15 protein-coding genes and 1 pseudogene are annotated in these 15,098 nt (G+C 64.5%); 10 read left to right on the forward strand and 6 right to left on the reverse strand.

What is annotated here, in order from left to right; translation table 11 throughout:
- The coding region (locus tag K728_RS0108985; protein WP_024476498.1) for a TPM domain-containing protein at window positions 1–1,454 on the reverse strand (1,454 nt) is incomplete at its 3' end.
- A gap of 315 nt (window positions 1,455–1,769) precedes the next feature.
- Here K728_RS0108985 and K728_RS0108990 point away from each other — a divergent pair.
- The 4 genes from K728_RS0108990 to K728_RS0109005 all read left to right on the forward strand — a co-directional run bounded on the left by K728_RS0108990 (window position 1,770) and on the right by K728_RS0109005 (window position 5,989).
- Entirely contained in the window at window positions 1,770–3,338 is a 1,569-nt protein-coding gene (locus K728_RS0108990; RefSeq protein WP_019481691.1) for a S1C family serine protease, read from the forward strand.
- Between the two features lie 66 nt (window positions 3,339–3,404).
- Entirely contained in the window at window positions 3,405–4,232 is an 828-nt protein-coding gene (locus K728_RS0108995) for an electron transfer flavoprotein subunit beta/FixA family protein (RefSeq protein ID WP_019481692.1), read from the forward strand.
- A 45-nt stretch (window positions 4,233–4,277) separates the two neighbouring features.
- Window positions 4,278–5,225, forward strand: coding sequence for an electron transfer flavoprotein subunit alpha/FixB family protein (locus tag K728_RS0109000; protein WP_019481693.1), 948 nt, complete (start codon window positions 4,278–4,280; stop codon window positions 5,223–5,225).
- A gap of 5 nt (window positions 5,226–5,230) precedes the next feature.
- A complete protein-coding gene (locus tag K728_RS0109005; RefSeq protein ID WP_019481694.1) occupies window positions 5,231–5,989 on the forward strand; it encodes a PIG-L deacetylase family protein in 759 nt (252 codons plus the stop codon).
- A gap of 74 nt (window positions 5,990–6,063) precedes the next feature.
- Here the strand turns inward: K728_RS0109005 and K728_RS0109010 are convergent, their stop codons facing one another.
- The 5 genes from K728_RS0109010 to K728_RS0109030 form a co-directional block, all read right to left on the reverse strand.
- Entirely contained in the window at window positions 6,064–6,888 is an 825-nt protein-coding gene (locus K728_RS0109010) for an anti-sigma factor (protein ID WP_019481695.1), read from the reverse strand.
- Between the two features lies 1 nt (window position 6,889).
- Window positions 6,890–7,507 carry an ECF RNA polymerase sigma factor SigK gene (sigK, locus tag K728_RS0109015; RefSeq protein WP_019481696.1) on the reverse strand — a complete coding sequence of 206 codons (618 nt, stop codon included), beginning with the start codon at window positions 7,505–7,507 and terminating at the stop codon, window positions 6,890–6,892.
- Window positions 7,508–7,754: 247 nt separating this feature from the next.
- The gene (locus K728_RS0109020) at window positions 7,755–8,558 is read right to left on the reverse strand and encodes a class I SAM-dependent methyltransferase (protein WP_019481697.1); all 804 of its coding nucleotides are present in this window, start codon (window positions 8,556–8,558) and stop codon (window positions 7,755–7,757) included.
- Window positions 8,559–8,582: 24 nt separating this feature from the next.
- Window positions 8,583–9,050, reverse strand: coding sequence for a tRNA (cytidine(34)-2'-O)-methyltransferase (locus K728_RS0109025; RefSeq protein ID WP_019481698.1), 468 nt, complete (start codon window positions 9,048–9,050; stop codon window positions 8,583–8,585).
- A gap of 9 nt (window positions 9,051–9,059) precedes the next feature.
- Complete coding sequence (locus tag K728_RS0109030; protein ID WP_019481699.1) at window positions 9,060–10,007, reverse strand: J domain-containing protein; 948 nt, start codon at window positions 10,005–10,007, stop codon at window positions 9,060–9,062.
- 201 nt (window positions 10,008–10,208) lie between these two features.
- Between K728_RS0109030 and K728_RS0109035 the strand changes: the two genes are divergently transcribed.
- The 6 genes and pseudogenes from K728_RS0109035 to K728_RS23195 all read left to right on the forward strand — a co-directional run.
- A complete protein-coding gene (locus K728_RS0109035) occupies window positions 10,209–10,796 on the forward strand; it encodes a pentapeptide repeat-containing protein (RefSeq protein WP_019481700.1) in 588 nt (195 codons plus the stop codon).
- Window positions 10,793–11,725, forward strand: coding sequence for a diacylglycerol kinase family protein (locus K728_RS0109040; RefSeq protein ID WP_019481701.1), 933 nt, complete (start codon window positions 10,793–10,795; stop codon window positions 11,723–11,725). The genes K728_RS0109035 and K728_RS0109040 overlap by 4 nt, the downstream gene beginning before the upstream one ends.
- 9 nt (window positions 11,726–11,734) lie before the next feature.
- Window positions 11,735–12,946 (forward strand): cysteine desulfurase family protein, encoded by a 1,212-nt coding sequence (locus K728_RS0109045; protein WP_024476500.1) that lies wholly within the window; start codon window positions 11,735–11,737, stop codon window positions 12,944–12,946.
- A gap of 10 nt (window positions 12,947–12,956) precedes the next feature.
- Entirely contained in the window at window positions 12,957–14,096 is a 1,140-nt protein-coding gene (gene mnmA / locus K728_RS0109050; RefSeq protein ID WP_019481703.1) for a tRNA 2-thiouridine(34) synthase MnmA, read from the forward strand.
- Window positions 14,097–14,177: 81 nt separating this feature from the next.
- On the forward strand, window positions 14,178–14,552 hold the full coding sequence (locus K728_RS0109055) for a chorismate mutase (protein WP_019481704.1): 375 nt from the start codon (window positions 14,178–14,180) through the stop codon (window positions 14,550–14,552).
- Window positions 14,539–15,098: pseudogene (locus K728_RS23195) on the forward strand (hypothetical protein); the annotation flags it as partial. The gene K728_RS0109055 and the pseudogene K728_RS23195, both read left to right, overlap by 14 nt.

Below are 15,098 nucleotides of genomic sequence, written 5' to 3' on the forward strand. Positions count from 1 at the left end.
TCGGCGGACGCCACCGGGCCGGCGAGATCCTGGTGCTGACCGGTGCTGAGCATCGCCTGTGCCTGGGCAAGATCCTGTGCCGTGTCGGAGACCGAACGGTCCAGCTCTACCTTCGCCGCATCAAGTTCGGTGGCCCGTTTGGAAATTGCGTCCAGCAGCACGGTGGTCTGGTGGACGCTTTCTTCGGCTGCGCGCACCGCGATCACTGCAGACCCGGTATCGCCAGCACTCAGGTGCTGCTGCGCCGAGTCGGCGGCACTGCCAACGAACTGCAACCGTTCGTTGGCCTGATCCACGTTGTCCCGCACCTGAGAGGTAGCCGAATCAGCGTACTTCTGCTGCAGCTGCTGCAGGAGCTGCTCCGCGTCGGACACACGGGTCCTGACCGCTTCAGCCGAGGCCTGCGCGGCGGCAAGCGCTGCGGGAGCGTTGCGCTCCAACTCGCGCAGGGCGTCGAAATCGGCCTTGTGCTCCTGCAGCGAACCGTTGACGGATTCGCAACGCCGGATGATGTCTCCGAGCCAGGTGCGCTGCTGCTCTTCGGTATCTGGAATATGGTCGTCCAGTTGCTGCTGCAACTTGAACGACTCACTCATATGCCGCTTCGCCGCAGCGATGTCATCGACGAAGGGTTGCACTGCAGCATCGCCATATTGGGCCTGCGCAAAGCCGACCTCCTGCTCACTGGACTTGATTGCGTCATCGGCTGCAATCAACAGGCTTCCCGCCCTCTTGCGCAGTTCTTCCACGCTGAAAGCTGCCAACGGGTCCAGGACTTCCCCGTCCGGGCCACGTCCGGGCCCGAAGTCTTCGGTCTGGGACGGTCCGCGGGTCAGCGACTTCTGGCTGCGGGAACGCAGGAAGAAGAAACCGCCGATACCTGCCAACGCCACCAGCGCGCCAACCAGCAGGACTGCCCCGAGACCGCTGCCACTGGACTGGCTGTTATCGGAACCACCGGACACCGAACCGCCGGACAAGGACTCCGACACTCCGGTGGCTGCAGCAACACCGGCTGCTGCCCAGTTGCCGTCCTCCAGTTCAGGCAGAATGTAGGAGTTGAAAATTTGTGGTGCGTCCGCGCGAACGGGACTGGAATTGCTTGCAACGAACCTAGCCTGTCCCTCGACGGACACGGTCAACAGGACATCGGACTCGCCTAGTTCGCTGACGGTGGCGGTTTCCTCGGTCCACTGGTCGGCGTCAGTCGGGTCGGTGAACGAGTCCACGTAGGCGACGCGCAAACGGTAGCCCTCTTCGTCCCGGAGCTGGGCAATAGCGTCTTCAAGCTCGGCCAGCCCACCGCCGTCGAGCACCCCTGCCTCATCGATGATCTCTTCTGCACCGAAGTCCACCGGAGGCACCGCAAATGCGCCGGGGAGTGTAGTGAGGGGCAGCATCAGTCCGGCGGTGACGCCTACTAGTGCCGCAAGGCGCCTGGTACTCGATCGCATTCAATACCCTTCGAAAAGTGTCCCCGGAATTTCACTGCGCGTGGGGGCCAGCGGTCGGCGGTAGATGCCGTCAACGCTGTCACACGCCCTTTTTGAAGTCTAGGGTGCCGCGATAAGGCAGTCCACCTACCGACCTCTGCCCCTAGCGAAATGAATCAGGACCTGGTCCGGGACTTTGCCGGCGGAGTCTGGCCGGGGAGAATGGATGAGGACTAACGGACGCCCGGTTGGCTCACAGTATTCATCCAGCGAATGTGCGCCAAAGATCCAGATTGGTTTGGCATAGTTCGATGCATCGAGACGAAAGGCTTTCCGATGACTGACGACAATAACAACGGGTTCGAGCGCAACATACCGCCACGCCCTCAGACTCCGCCGTTTCACCGGTGGCAGGATTCCTCTCGTCCCGACGACGGGAGCGAGATCGCTGCCTCAGCCGCATCGTCCGATGGGGGACCCTCCGGCAGCGCAGAGCAGCACCCGTCAGCAGGGCAGCACCCCTCGACGCAGCCGCACCCGGTGCCGCCGCCTACGTCACCGTCTCAGGTTTCTCATTCCCAGGCAGCTCACAGCGACCAGTATTCCGCGGACCAGTCCACGGCGACCGCTTACGATGACGGCTCCTACTCCAGCGGGGGCTTCTACGGGTCCGCTCTGCCCCCGGCAGCCCTTCCCCACCGACGGGACAAGAAACGCTTTGGAACAGCGGCCTTCGTCAGCGGTGTGCTCGTCGCCGGCCTGCTCGGCGGCGGGGTAGTCGCCGGGGCCGATCGTCTCCTCGGCGACCAGGGCACCGTCCCCGCTACGACCACGGGTCAGTCACAATCGGTGGTCGTCAATGACACCGAAAGCGTCAACGAAGTCACTGGGGCCGCTGTCAAGGCTTCCCCCAGCGTTGTCACTATCGCTGTGAGCGGCGCCGGCTCGGGTGGTTCAGGGTCCGGAATAGTGCTCGACGACGACGGGCACATCCTCACCAATACCCACGTGGTGACGCTCGGCGGTCAGGTGGGCGACGCGGCCGTTGAGGTTCGTACCAGCGACGGGCGAGTGTTCCCAGCGGAGATTGTCGGCACCGATCCGCTGTCCGATCTTGCGGTGATCAAAGTGGACGCCCCCGATCTGCAACCCGCTACCCTGGCGAATTCCGATGAGCTGAACGTCGGGGACACCGCCATTGCAATCGGGGCGCCCCTCGGACTCAGCGGAACCGTCACCGACGGCATCATTTCCACGCTGAACCGGACGATCAGCGTTGCCTCCTCGGCAGTACCGGAGGAGCTTTCCGATGCCGTTCCTGAGGAAGAGGGGGATGGTTTCAACTTCCTCCCCCCGGAAGGCACCGAAATGCCACAGAACCAGTCGCAGGGGTCGATCTACCTGAACGTCATTCAGACTGACGCCGCTATCAACCAGGGCAACTCCGGTGGTGCGCTGGTCGACGGCCAGGGCAGTGTGATCGGCGTCAACGTGGCGATCGCATCGTCGGGTTCCGGGGAAAGCACCGGAAACATCGGTGTGGGGTTCTCCATTCCCATTAATTATGCTGAGCGGGTTGCCCAGGAGATCATCGCCAACGGCAGTGCCTCGCACGGTTTCCTCGGCGTTTCGGTCTCGCCATCGGCTTCCGAGAACACCAACGGGGAAACCTCCTTCTCGGTAGGGGCGGAGGTCGCAGGAGTCGAACCAGGCTCGCCCGCTGAGGCAGCAGGGTTCCAGGAAGGCGATGTCATCACCAATGTGGCTGGACGCCCAATCACCGATCCACGCGACCTCACCGCAGCGGTGCGGATGCAGGCCGATGGGGACACTGTGAGCGTTGAATTCCAGCGCAACGGGGAAGTGCAGACCATTGATGTGACAGTGGGCCGGGCCGACGGCTAACCCAGGCCGGGATCCCGATATGGTTAGCTAGGGCTGGGCAGATCCCCAACTTCAGAAGAGGTAGCAATGGAAGAGGCATCGCACGCAGGCCTGGACATAGTGGTCCTGGTCAAGCATGTGCCGGACGCGCAGTTCGACCGCCACATCAGAGGCGACGACCGCACTACCGACCGGAATGAGAGCATCCTGTCCGAATTGGACGAGTACGCGCTCGAGGCAGCGCTGCAACTCGTTGAATCCCATGGCGGAGAGGCGGCTGGCCATCGGATCACCGCGGTCACCATGGGGCCGTCCGCTGCGGTCAGCGCCGTCAAGAAAGCACTTCAGATCGGTGCTCACGCCGGGGTGCACCTCTGCGATGATGCACTCGCCGGATCGGACGCGGCCGGGACCTCCCGGGCGCTCGCCGCCGTCGTCAACCACCTCGGGTCGGTAGACCTGGTCATCACCGGAATGGCATCGACGGACGGCGAGACCTCACTCGTACCGGCACAGCTCGCCGAACGGCTGGATTTGCCGCAGGTGACGTTCGCTTCATCTCTTGAGCTGCAGCCAGCGGATGGTTCCTGGACGCTGACAGCCCGACGGGACGGCGACGTCTACTCGGAGACGGTTGAGGCTACCCTGCCCGCCCTTGTCTCGGTCACCGATCAGATCAATGAGCCGCGGTACCCGAATTTCAAGGGCATCATGGCGGCGAAGAAGAAGCCGTTGAGCACCCTGTCGTTGCAGGACATCGGTGTGGACCCAGCCGAGGTGGGCTTCGCTGGCGCATGGACTTCGGTTCAGGTCGCGGACCCCAGGCCGCCCCGTGGCCAGGGAACGATCATCAGTGACGAAGGTGACGCAGGGATCCGGTTGGTGGATTTCCTTGCAACTCAAAAATTGCTGTAGCACCTCCCCGAACCCGCGCTCGAACAACGCAAAGGAGCCACCTCAATGGCTACAGTTCTCGTTTTGATTGATAACCCGGGTGAGGTTCTGCACAAGAGCCACCGGGAACTACTCACGCTTGCGACCACCTTCGGCGACGCCGCCGTCGCCTTCATCGGTGACCTGAACGACGCCGTCCTCCAGGAATTGGGTGCGCGCGGCGTCGGGTCCGTCTACCAGCCGGCCGCGTCCGACATCGAGGATTCCCTCGTCGCCGGGAAGGTTGCCTTCCTTGCCGAAGTAGTGCGGTCGGTCGCCCCTGCGGCTGTCCTCCTGGGGAATACCTTCGAGGCGAAGGAGATCGCGGCCCGGACCGGAATTCAGCTTTCCTCGGGGGTGATCACTGATGCGGTCGCCATCGGCGAGGATTTCACCGTCACCAAGTCGGTGCTGGCCGGCTCCTACGCGGTCGAGGCGAAGGTGACCACCGGCACGCCCCTCATTACGGTGAAGGCCAATACCGTCGAGGTAGCACCGGTCGGCGACGGGGGCGTCCCCAGCGTCGTCACGGTTGAGTCGGTGAGCCCGGCCAACACGGCCCGGATCACCGGTCGAACGGCGAAGCCGGCAACCGGGCGACCCGAGCTGACCGAGGCGCGGGTGATCGTTGCCGGCGGGCGGGGAGTCGACGGCAACTTCGCGCCCGTCGAGGAACTCGCCGATGCGCTGGGCGGCGCCGTTGGGGCATCCCGTGCGGCCACCGATGCCGGCTGGATCGAACACTCCGCCCAGGTGGGACAGACCGGGAAAACAGTGTCGCCGCAGTTGTACATCTCGGCTGGCATCTCCGGCGCCATCCAGCAGAAAGCCGGGATGCAAACCGCCAAGGTCATCATCGCGGTCAACAAGGACGCCGATTCGCCGGTGTTTGAGATCGCCGACTTCGGTGTGGTCGGTGACCTTTTCAAGGTGCTGCCGCAGGCAACCGCCGAGATCCTGAAGCGCAGGTCCTGACCACGGTGGCGACAGTTTTTGATCCCGCCGTCGATCAGATCGTGCGGGTGTTGTGCTTCGCGGCGCACCCCGACGACATCGACTTCGGTGCAGCCGGAACGGTGGCCCAATGGACAAGGGCGGGCGTCGTCGTCGACTACTGCATTATGACCGACGGCGACGCCGGCGGGTTCGACCCCGAGGGGCAGAGTGAAATCGTGCGGACCCGCAGGGCCGAGCAGCTTGCTGCGGCCCAGCAGGTGGGAGTTCGCGAAATCCACTATCTGGGTGAACGTGATGGGTTCCTGGAAGCCTCCACCGAGGTGATCAAGCAGGTAGTGGCAGTGATCCGCCGGGTCCGTCCTGATGTGGTGCTGGCAATGCACCCGGAGCGGAACTGGGACCGGATTCAAAAAAGCCACCCGGACCATCTGGCCTGCGGCGAAGCGGTCACCCGGGCGGTGTATCCGGCCGCCGAAAATCCGTTTGCCTTCCCGGATCTGGAAGCTGCCGGGCTGGCAAGCCACCGGGTGCCCTGGTTGTGGCTCTATGCCGGCCCGTCACACCTGGAAAACCACTTCGTCGATGTTACTGACACGGTGGACGACAAGCTGCGCGCCCTTCACTTCCACACCAGCCAACATCCGGACTCCGACCGGATGGACGCCGTCGTGCGTCAGCTGCTCCGGGACAACGCCGCACGCGGCGGCCTCCCAGCCGGGCGTAGCGCCGAAGTTTTCCATGTGGTGCCAGTCAATTCAGCTCAGACTATTGCCGGATTCTAGCCACCCCGATAACGGTGGCGGCCCAGGTCCAGCTGGGTAAGGTCCTTTCAATGCACCCGATCTCACGCGCCCGATCAGGCCTCGAAGGGGATCTCCGCGACGATCGGAAGGGTTGGCCGTTCGGACCCGCCGTCGGGCTCGACGGTGATGGCGAACCCCATCGACGAACCAATGCCCTCGACGGTAGTGACCAGCGATTCCTGCAGGTCCTCAGCGGTCATGGTGCTGATGGAGACCGGGTCGGTCCCGTCCGTGGGAACCCGCCACATCTGGTAGACCTTCCCCACGGGAGGAGCCGGTACCTCACTGAGGGTGATGACCGCCGCGTCTTCCTCACGGGAGAGCTTCAGCTCCGCGGTACCTCCCGCCGGAATCGTGAAGATTTCGGACTGGAGATCCTGGGCCTGCAACACTTCCTGTTCAACCGAGGTTTCCTGGAGGTTCTGGGCGACGCTGACTCCGCCGACGGTGATGACCACTGCTGCTGCGGCTGCGGCCAGCCAGCGTCCCACGGGCCGGCGTTGCTTTGCCTCGCGTCGGTTCGCCAGCTCATCGAAGGTGCCCGCCGACGCCTGGGCCCGGGCGGGCGCGGCGGAAGCGCTATGCTCGGGGAGACCGGCCGGCAACTGAGCCAGGATGCGGTCGAACAAGGCCGGGGGCGGTTCGACGTCGTCGATCGCGTACGCCCGGGCAAGGGTCTCACGGGCACCCCGGACGCGCTCATCAAAGGCTTCCCGCTGGATCGGGTCGGCGGCTGAGATGTAGTCCTCGATAGCCCGACGCTCCCGATCACTCAGGGCGTTCAGGGCATACATCTCGGCCCAGTCAAGCACACGGCCGTGGGTCAGGTCACTCTCCAGATCGTCAATCGATCCATCAAACATGTCGTTGTTCTGCATCTCAGTTCACCCCCAAACAGGTTTTCAGTCGAAGCAATCCGTCACGGATTCTCGATTTGATGGTAGGGACGGCCACGCCAAGTTTTTCGGCGACCTCGCGGTAGGTCAATCCGCCGTAATATGCGAGCTTCACAGATTCCTGTTGGGTCTCCGTCAGCGAGTCGAGGCATTTGACCACTGTCTCCGCCTCGAGGCGCTGGGTTACGGTGTCGACGACGTCGTCGTGATCGATTTCCTGCATCGCGGCGCCGTATCGTGCTTCGCGGTCAGTGGAACTCTGCTCAGACCGAACCTTGTCCACAGCCCGGCGATGGGTCAGGGTCATTAGCCAGGCCATCGGTGACCCCATCTCGGGTCGGAACCGGTCCGCGAGGTTCCAGACCTGCAGGTAGACCTCCTGGGTGGTGTCCTCGCTGAGCTCCGGGTCAATGAGGACACGACGGGCCAGCCCATAGACCCGTCGGGAAGTTTGCGCGTAGAACTCGGCAAAGGCTTGCTGGTCCTTGGCTGCGACTCGCAACAACAGCTCAGTCAGGGTTGCTGCGGTACCGGGTTCAACGGCGAATCCACCCGCTGGTGAACCGGCCGGAGTAGTTCTGCTGGCTCGTGGCGTATCCATATACTCCAAGCATAAAGCGCCCCGTCTGCGATTCAGAACATGCGACCCGCCGGCGCGGATCAGTTGGTCAGTGCCTCCCACCTGCCTACCCATCCCTATCACCGTCCTTTCGATGTTCTGTAGACAGGACTTTCACCGCCTGTATCGGTGCTTAACGACACGGGCGGATCAAGTTTTGCTGCCACTAGTACTTCGGAGCTGGGCGGTGCGGGGATGGGGTGGGGGGAGTCTGGATCTTACCCAGCTGCTAGTCAGCGGTCTCCGCAACAGCAACCAGGGATTGAGCGGCCAGGACGAAGCCGCTGCCGAGCCGGTCAAGGAAGCTGCCCCGGATCCGTTCGACGGCTGACTCGTCGCCCGGGAGAAGATGACGGAAGGCGGTCCCCTGAACCACCGACCATGCTGTCTGGGCATCCAGCGGCAATTCAATGGCTACCGAATCGACTCCGACCGTATTAAACCCGTTAGCCAGCAGCCAGTCTCCCAATTTCTCGGGCGAGGCCAGTCTGGCCACGTTGGCGATCTCCCGCTCGAGCAGCGCTGGATCCCGGGAGGGATCCTCGGAGCATGCGTCCTGAAGGATTCGCCAGAACTCCGTGTGGGCGCCAGCGTCCCAGGTGCTGAGGGCAATCCGTCCGCCGGGACGCAGTAGCCGCGACAGATGCGCCGTGGCAGGCGCCATATCCGCGAAGCGGGTCAGTCCGTAACAAGACAGCACCACGTCATAGCTGCCGTCGGCAGGCCGCTCGGTGACATCGGCCGTGTCAAACCGGATGGTGGCGAGGTTCATGGCTTCGGCTTTCGCCTTCGCCAGGTCCAGCAGCCCCGGGGATGGGTCGAGTGCGTCGATCACGCCTTCCGGACCGGCGGACTGCGCCGCCGGGATGGTGCTGGCACCGCTGCCACAGTAAACGTCGAGCACCCGGTCAGCGAGGGCGATATCGGCGGCCGCTGCGACGGCATTTCCCATCGGGTTCCAGAGCAGCGGCGCCAGGCGTTCGAAGTCCTCGGCGCCGGTCTCGGACACTTCCTCGGCATGGCGTGGTGGCATGGTGGCTCCTTAGGGCTGAAAAAGCTAGACGACGGCGCCGGCGAAGCTGTGCTGGCGCCATGCTTCGTAGAGAACAATAGACGCCGAGTTGGCGAGGTTAAGTGAACGACGGGTGGGGAGCATGGGTAGCCGGACCCGGGCCGTCACCTGGGGGTCATGCTTGACCTCCGGTGGTAGACCTACCGACTCAGGCCCAAAGAGCAACACGTCTGCTGGCTGGTAGCTGATGTCCGCATAGGATTCCTCGCCGTCGGAAGTGAACGCGAAGACCCGCTGGGGGGTGAGAGCTTCCCACGCGCTCGCCAGGTCCTTGTGGACCTGGAGCACTGCCAGGTCGTGGTAGTCGAGCCCCGCTCGGCGCAGCTTTGCATCATCGAAGTTGAAGCCGAGCGGCTCCACCAGGTGCAATTCGGCGCCGGTGACAGCGGCCAGCCGAATGGCGTTGCCGGTGTTGCCGGGGATTTCGGGCGTGTAGAACAGGATACGGAACACTCGTTAATCCTAGCGCTCGGCGTACTGTAGCAAACGGCCCAGTACGGGGAGCTGCACCACATAGGGCTGCGGCCCGCCACCCAGAAATTTCTTGAGCTCGCGGAGGAGCGTACCGGGATTCGCCACATGAACGCTGGTCAGTGCAGATTTGTCCAGCGTTGGCGGGTAATCGACAATCGGCTCGAAGGGGTTGCCTTCACCCCTGTGGAGGACAAGCCACGCCTGGACATTGCACTCTGGAAAGAGATCCTGGACCCGTCGGACCGACTCGGTAATGCGCACGTCACCGGCGATTCTGCCGTTGTGCCGCAGGGCACGCCCGTCCCAGCGATAGTTACCGGGTGGAGCGAGCATCGAATCGACGACCGCCAGACGGTATCCCGCCAACACCGCATGGCCCGCTTCAGTTCCGGTGTCGTCGCCGAACCGCAAACCGTTAACTAGTCGGGCGGCGGGGAAGCCCGGAAGGAAACGGTGTTCCAGCAGGGCAGCGGTGCGGCGCTCGCCGTCGAACCGTGAGCCGCTGCCGGATCCGAGACGCTTGAAGAATCCAGGCTGTCGAGCGGTGCCATGGATCTGGCTGCCCGCGAGGGTCAGCGGAATCACCGGGGGCTGCGCTGGTGAGAAGGGCGGCTCGTAGACGGCTTGACGTTGGAAAGCTTCGTCATCAGCGGCACGATCAGGAGAGGGAACACTTGACCGTGAGGGCGAACTGGCCGCCGTCGGTTCATGGGCGGCCGGGCTGCCACCCAGCCCGTGGTCATACCGGCGGCGACGTTCTGGATCCGAGAGGGTCTCATAGGCGACGGCCACGTCATGGAACTCTTCGGCGCTCCCGCCAGCATCAGGATGGGTTGATCGTGCAGCCCGGCGGTAGGCGTCCTTGACCTGTTTGGCGGTCGCGTTCCGCGACAATCCCAGGACGGCGTAGTAGGTCCGGTCGGGCGGGGTCGCCATGAGGGCCTTTCATCTTCGGCGGGCATGCTGGGGGCCTGGAGCGGGTGGAACCGATGTGCTGAAGTTCCGGGCGCGACGCGGCCGGCACGCTATGCCTCATCAGGGCAAGACTGTAGACGGTTTCCCGACTGCCAACCAAATACCCGCTGTACCTTCAACGGCGAACCGGGCGAAAGGGTTCGGCTTCGGTAGCATCGGACAATGACGAATCGGGACAAGGTGATCAGGGGCGAGGACTGGTACGGCAAGGTGCTCGACCGTGCAGACTATGCGGGAACCCTATTCGTTGATTGTGACTTCACCGAACTCCAGTCCAGCGGGGCCAACTTCAGCAAGTGTGTGTTCCGCAACGTCAAGTTCAATGTCTCAACCCACACCGAGGGGGCATTCGACGGCTGCCGGTTCGAATCCTGCAGCTTCTTCGATTCGACCTTTGCCGGGTGCAGGCTGACCGGCAGTTCCTTCGTCAACTCGTCGCTGGTCCCCCTCAAGGTCACTGGCGGCAACTGGTCCTATGTTTCGCTGGTGCGTGCGGACCTGTCCACCGCCGACTTCACTGGCGTGTCCCTCGCCGAAGCCGACTTCACCGAGGCCAACCTCACCAAGGCGTCGCTGCGGAATTGCCAATTATCCAATGCTGAATGGGCAGGAGCGCGGCTCCGGGGAACCGACCTACGTGGCAGCGAACTGGGCGAACTGTCGATGGACTACGTACAGTTCCGCGGTGCCGTGATCGACGTCGCGCAGGCGATGACCATTGCCGAGGCCCTGGGGGCCGTGATCAGATGAAGCTGCTGGTCGCGGTCAACCCTACGGCCGGGGCGGGGGCTGCGAAGAAGGCGGCAAGCGCGGCAGTCACCTCACTCATTGCCCTCGGACACGAGGTCACTGTCCTCGCCGGACCAAGCTATGCGACGCTTGTTGACCGGGTGAGCTCAGCTGTGGCGGAGAGGTCGCCGGACGCGCTGGTCGTGGTAGGCGGTGACGGGATGGTGCAGCTGGGAGCCAATGTCCTGGCGGGAACCACGGTCCCCCTGGGCATCGTGGCGACCGGCACCGGCAATGATGTGGCCCGGACCCTCGGCCTGCCCCTCAGGGACCCGGAAGCAGCGGCCCTCGTCATCCATGAAGCACTCCCCGGACCGCCCCACTGGATGGACCTCGGGCGCATCAGCAGGGACCAGGACGGGGAGGGAGTGCTCTGGTTCGCTGGGGCCTGCTCAGCAGGATTCGATGCGATAGTGAATGCCCGGGCCAACACCTGGTCCTGGCCCCGGGGAAAGAGCCGGTACACCCTCGCCGTGCTGCGTGAGTTGGCAGTCTTCAGACCCATCGGCTACCGGCTGGTCATCGATGGGTCTGCCGAGTCGACGGCCGCAATGCTGGTTTCGGTGGCCAACGGGAGGTCCATTGGAGGCGGAATGAAGATTACGCCCGACGCGCTCTGTGATGATGGGCTCCTGGATCTGTTGGTGGTCTCCGCAGTCTCACGACTCCGGCTGATCGCGATGCTGCCCCGGCTCTTCGCGGGAACCCATGTGTCTCACCCGGCGGTCCGGATCGAAAAGGTCCGTTCGGTCCGTGTCGAGGTGGCCGGGCTGACGGTCTTCGCCGATGGGGAACCGGTAGGGCCGGCGCCGGTCCAGATCGACGTCGTTCCCCGGGCGCTCAGAGTCCTCCGACCGGTGAAAAGTGAAGTGTCGAGCCGGAACCGCTAGAATTGACCGATGCCCGTGTACCTGGACCACGCGGCGACCACGCCTCTTTCGGCGCCCGCGCTCGCCGCACTCACCACCGAACTCAGCCGTAGCGGCAACCCTTCGTCGCTGCACGGCTCAGGGCGTCGTGCCCGTCGGGTGGTGGAAGACTCCCGTGAGACCCTCGCCGCCGCGGCGGGAGCGCATCCCTCGGAGGTGATCTTCACCTCCGGTGGGACCGAAGCTGACAACCTTGCCGTCAAGGGCCTGTTCTGGGCCCGCCGCGCCGCAGACCCGCGCCGGCTGAGGATCCTGTGCTCAGCCATCGAACACCCGGCGGTCCAGGACACGGTCGAATGGCTGGCCAAACACGAAGCGGCGCTGGTCACCTGGCTACCGGTCGACTCCGAAGGCGTGGTCTCCATGACGGCGCTGCAGGCCGAGCTCGACGACGACCCGGACACCATCGCGCTGATCACCGTGATGTGGGCCAACAACGAGGTCGGCACCATCCAGCCCATTCGGGACATCACCGCGGCAGCCGCGGCGCACGGCATCCCCGTGCACTCGGATGCCGTGCAGGCCTTCGGGTCCCTTCCGGTGTCTTTCAGCCATTCAGGACTCGCGACGATGGCGGTCAGTGGGCATAAGATCGGCGGCCCGGTGGGTGTAGGGGCCCTTTTCGTCGGGCGGGCGGTAACGCTCACCCCGGTGCAGCATGGTGGAGGACAGGAGCGCGATATCCGGTCGGGAACCCTTGACGCCGCCGGTATCGCGGCTTTCGCTGCGGCCGCTGCGTTCGTTACAGGCAATCTCGACCAGGAGTCCGCCCGCATCGCCGCCCTCAGGGATCAGCTGATCACCCAGGTGGAGTCCGCTATCCCGGAGGCGGTCCTCAGAGGGCACCGGACCCTGCGGCTTCCCGGCAACGCCCACTTCACGTTTCCCGGCTGCGAAGGGGACTCCCTCTTGTTCCTGCTCGATCTTGCCGGAGTGGAATGCTCCACCGGCTCGGCCTGCACGGCGGGAGTACCCCGGCCGTCCCATGTGCTGCTCGCGATGGGCCTCACCGAGTCGGAGGCCCGAGGGGCCCAACGATTCTCGCTCGGGCATACCTCAGGCCCCGAGGACGTTGAAGTCCTTGGAACTGCGTTGCCCGAGGCCTACCGCCGCGCCCGGCAGGCTGGAATGGCTGGCCATGCTTCAAACATTCAGACAGCTGGAACAGGTTTTCGACAGTGAAGGACAACTCATGAAGGTACTCGCAGCAATGAGCGGCGGAGTGGACTCCGCCGTCGCCGCAGCACGCGCAGTGGAGGCAGGGCACGACGTCGTCGGCGTCCACCTGGCGCTCTCGCGCATGCCTGGCACCTTACGCACCGGTAGTCGTGGGTGTTGCACCATCGAGGACTCCCGTGACGCCTGGCGTGCCTGCGACATCCTGGGGATTCCTTACTACGTGTGGGACTTCTCGGAACGATTCAAGGAGGACGTTGTCGACGATTTCATCGCCGAGTACGCCGCCGGTCGCACTCCGAACCCGTGCATGCGCTGCAACGAACGGATCAAGTTCGCGGCACTCCTGGAAAAGGCGTTGGCGCTGGGCTTCGACGCCGTCTGCACCGGCCACTACGCGAAGGTCATTGAGGACAGTGACGGGAACCGCGAGCTGCACCGGGCCGCGGACTGGGCCAAGGACCAGTCCTATGTGCTGGGCGTCCTCACCCACGAGCAGCTCAAGCACTCAATGTTCCCGCTGGCCGAAACCCCGTCCAAGGCGGAGGTCCGCGCCGAGGCTGAGCGCCGCGGACTGTCCGTGGCTAACAAGCCCGACAGCCACGACATTTGTTTCATTCCCGACGGTGACACCCGCGGCTGGCTGGCCGAACGCATCGAGATGACCGAGGGTGCGATTGTCGACACCGACGGGGAGCAGGTGGGCACCCACCCCGGCGCCAACGCCTTCACAGTAGGCCAGCGCCGTGGCCTGAAGCTCGGCACACCCGCCGACGACGGCAAGCCCCGCTTCGTGCTGGAGATCCGGCCGAAAGAAAACAAGGTGGTAGTCGGTCCCGAGCGGCTGCTGGCCGTAGACCAGCTGCGGGGCATCAAGGTGTCCTGGGCCGGACTGCCGATCGACGCGGTACTGGCCGGCAGCGAATTCGAGTGCATGGCGCAGGTGCGAGCCCACGGCGACCCTGTCGACGCGGTGGCCTGGATGGAGAACAACGGTGAGGGGCAGGCGGAGCTCGTGGTCCGGCTGAACGAACCGATGCGCGGCGTCGCCCCGGGCCAGACCGTCGTCCTGTACCAGGGGACACGGGTCCTGGGCCAGGCGACCCTCGACTCTGCCCGGTCACTGGAGCGCCCCGAACTTCAACCAGCCCTGTAGGGACACGCCCCGTCGCACTGCCGGTTGAATATGTCGACGCCGGATTAGTCGGCAGTCTGCAACTGGTGTTTGACTTGATGCATGATTGAATCGAGCAGCGGCTACGACCCGGGGGCAAGCTCCCTCGCCGGGCAGGTACAACCCGAGGTGATGGCGGAGCTCCTGTCAGTGCGGAGCAGTATCGACAACATCGATGCGACTCTCGTGTATCTTCTCGCCGAACGGTTCAAGGCCACCCAGCGGGTGGGGGTCCTCAAGGCGGAGCACCAGCTACCGGCGGGCGACCCGGATCGGGAAGCGGCCCAGATCACCAGGCTTCGCGCGTTGGCCGAAGAAGCCAACCTAGACCCGGCCTTCGCCGAAAAGTTCCTGAACTTCATCATCTCCGAGGTGATCCGTCACCATCAGGCGCTGTCCGAGAACCGCCGGTCACCGGAGGGCCCTGGTGGAGCCTAGCTCCGCCCAGGTCACAGCTACCGCCCTGGGCGAATGGCCAGGAACTGACCCTCTCGAAGCTACGCGGGTGGTCCGGGGTGAGCTCGGTGACCCGCACCTTCCCCACCTGGTGTCCCTGCCGGGCCGCGGGGTCGGTAGCGACGCCGTCGGGCGGACAGCAGCCATCCTGGTGGAGTTGCCAGTGGATGTGCAGCCCCACGGCTGGCGCCTCGTCGACCGGCCCGGCAAGGATCATCGACGGGCAGTGTCGGCGCTGTCCACCGACCTGAACGTGCTCGGTGATGTGATTGGTGCCGAATCAGAGCCGGCGCCAGCGTTGAAAATCCACCTGCGGGGCCCACTGTCCCTTGCCGCCAACCTCCATCTGCACAGCGGGGAACGCGCCCTGCTCGACGTCGGGGCGCGCCGCGAAATCAGGGATTCCCTGGCAGCCGGCGCTGCCGACCTGGTCAGCAGGGTCAGATCAGCGGCATCAGGCGCCCTGGTACAGGTACAACTGGACGAACCCGAAATCGCGTTTGTCCTGGCCGGCGGTGTGCCGACGGC

Origin of the sequence: Arthrobacter sp. CAL618 (assembly GCF_000468215.1) — a bacterium.
In the GTDB taxonomy this organism is placed as follows: Bacteria; Actinomycetota; Actinomycetes; order Actinomycetales; family Micrococcaceae; genus Arthrobacter_D.

What these genes read in the sequence shown, in the direction of transcription:
- K728_RS0108990 (WP_019481691.1), top strand. Translation starts at nt 1,770, where the DNA reads ATGACTGACGACAATAACAACGGGTTCGAGCGCAACATACCGCCACGC.
- K728_RS0108995 (WP_019481692.1), top strand. Translation starts at nt 3,405, where the DNA reads ATGGAAGAGGCATCGCACGCAGGCCTGGACATAGTGGTCCTGGTCAAG.
- K728_RS0109000 (WP_019481693.1), top strand. Translation starts at nt 4,278, where the DNA reads ATGGCTACAGTTCTCGTTTTGATTGATAACCCGGGTGAGGTTCTGCAC.
- K728_RS0109010 (WP_019481695.1), bottom strand. Translation starts at nt 6,888, where the DNA reads ATGCAGAACAACGACATGTTTGATGGATCGATTGACGATCTGGAGAGT.
- sigK (WP_019481696.1), bottom strand. Translation starts at nt 7,507, where the DNA reads ATGGATACGCCACGAGCCAGCAGAACTACTCCGGCCGGTTCACCAGCG.
- K728_RS0109020 (WP_019481697.1), bottom strand. Translation starts at nt 8,558, where the DNA reads ATGCCACCACGCCATGCCGAGGAAGTGTCCGAGACCGGCGCCGAGGAC.
- K728_RS0109030 (WP_019481699.1), bottom strand. Translation starts at nt 10,007, where the DNA reads ATGGCGACCCCGCCCGACCGGACCTACTACGCCGTCCTGGGATTGTCG.
- K728_RS0109035 (WP_019481700.1), top strand. Translation starts at nt 10,209, where the DNA reads ATGACGAATCGGGACAAGGTGATCAGGGGCGAGGACTGGTACGGCAAG.
- K728_RS0109040 (WP_019481701.1), top strand. Translation starts at nt 10,793, where the DNA reads ATGAAGCTGCTGGTCGCGGTCAACCCTACGGCCGGGGCGGGGGCTGCG.
- K728_RS0109045 (WP_024476500.1), top strand. Translation starts at nt 11,735, where the DNA reads ATGCCCGTGTACCTGGACCACGCGGCGACCACGCCTCTTTCGGCGCCC.
- mnmA (WP_019481703.1), top strand. Translation starts at nt 12,957, where the DNA reads ATGAAGGTACTCGCAGCAATGAGCGGCGGAGTGGACTCCGCCGTCGCC.
- K728_RS0109055 (WP_019481704.1), top strand. Translation starts at nt 14,178, where the DNA reads ATGATTGAATCGAGCAGCGGCTACGACCCGGGGGCAAGCTCCCTCGCC.